Origin of the sequence: Streptomyces shaanxiensis (genome assembly GCF_039537145.1) — a bacterium.
Lineage (GTDB): Bacteria > Actinomycetota > Actinomycetes > Streptomycetales > Streptomycetaceae > Streptomyces > Streptomyces shaanxiensis.
Genome location: NZ_BAAAZY010000044.1, coordinates 1 through 749, shown reverse-complemented (window position 1 = coordinate 749; position 749 = coordinate 1). Strand labels below are relative to the sequence as shown.

Genomic DNA, 749 nt, shown 5'->3' with positions numbered 1-749 from the left:
AGTCCGAGAAAGGCCAGGTAGTTGCGGGGGTGACGCTCGTAGCGAGGGCTGAGTCTGCGGTAGCCGGACAGCCACGACATCGTGCGCTCGATTACCCATCTGCGGCGGCCCAATCGTTCGCTGGACTCGATGCCTTTGCGTGCGATCCGGACTCCAATGCGCCTGCCTCGTATCCATTTCCGCAGGTCCGGGCGGTCGTATGCCTTATCCGCGTGCAGGCGTTGGGGCTTGAAGTGGCGGCCGCGGTGGGGGTCGTGTCTCGTTTGGTGACCAGCGACCATGGGCTTCAGCCCTTCGCTGTCGTGGGTGTTGCCGGCGGAGACGCCGACGACCAGGGGCAGTCCGTTCGCGTCCGACAGGATGTGCATCTTGGAACCCGGCTTGCCTCGGTCCACGGGGCTCGGACCTGTGTGTTCGCCCCCTTTTTAGCCCTGACGTGGGCGGTGTCGAGGACGACGCGGGTGACGTCAATCAGGCCAGCGTCGTCCAGCTGGTGCAGCACGGCTTCGTGCAGGCGGCCCCACACTCCGGCTCTGGACCAGATCAGAAACCGGCGGTGGACGGTCGACTTCGAGACGCCGAAGCACGGCGGCAACGCACGCCAGGCACACCCGCTGACCAGCACGTAGATGATGGCTGCGAAGAGCGTCTCATCAGGGGTGTTGGCCGTTCCGCCGCCCTGCGGCCGCGTTCGTTGCTCCGGTATCAGCGGCCTTGCGATCTCCCACAAGCCGTCCGGCACGATCCAG

At 66.0% G+C, this 749-nt stretch carries 1 protein-coding gene; it reads right to left on the bottom strand.

From position 1 onward, the window contains the following. A protein-coding gene (locus tag ABD932_RS43750; protein ID WP_345022156.1) for an IS5 family transposase occupies positions 1-749 on the bottom strand; the annotation gives its coding sequence in 2 pieces (ribosomal slippage) (positions 1-427 and positions 427-749; 750 coding nt annotated over the 2 pieces). This gene is flagged as partial in the annotation.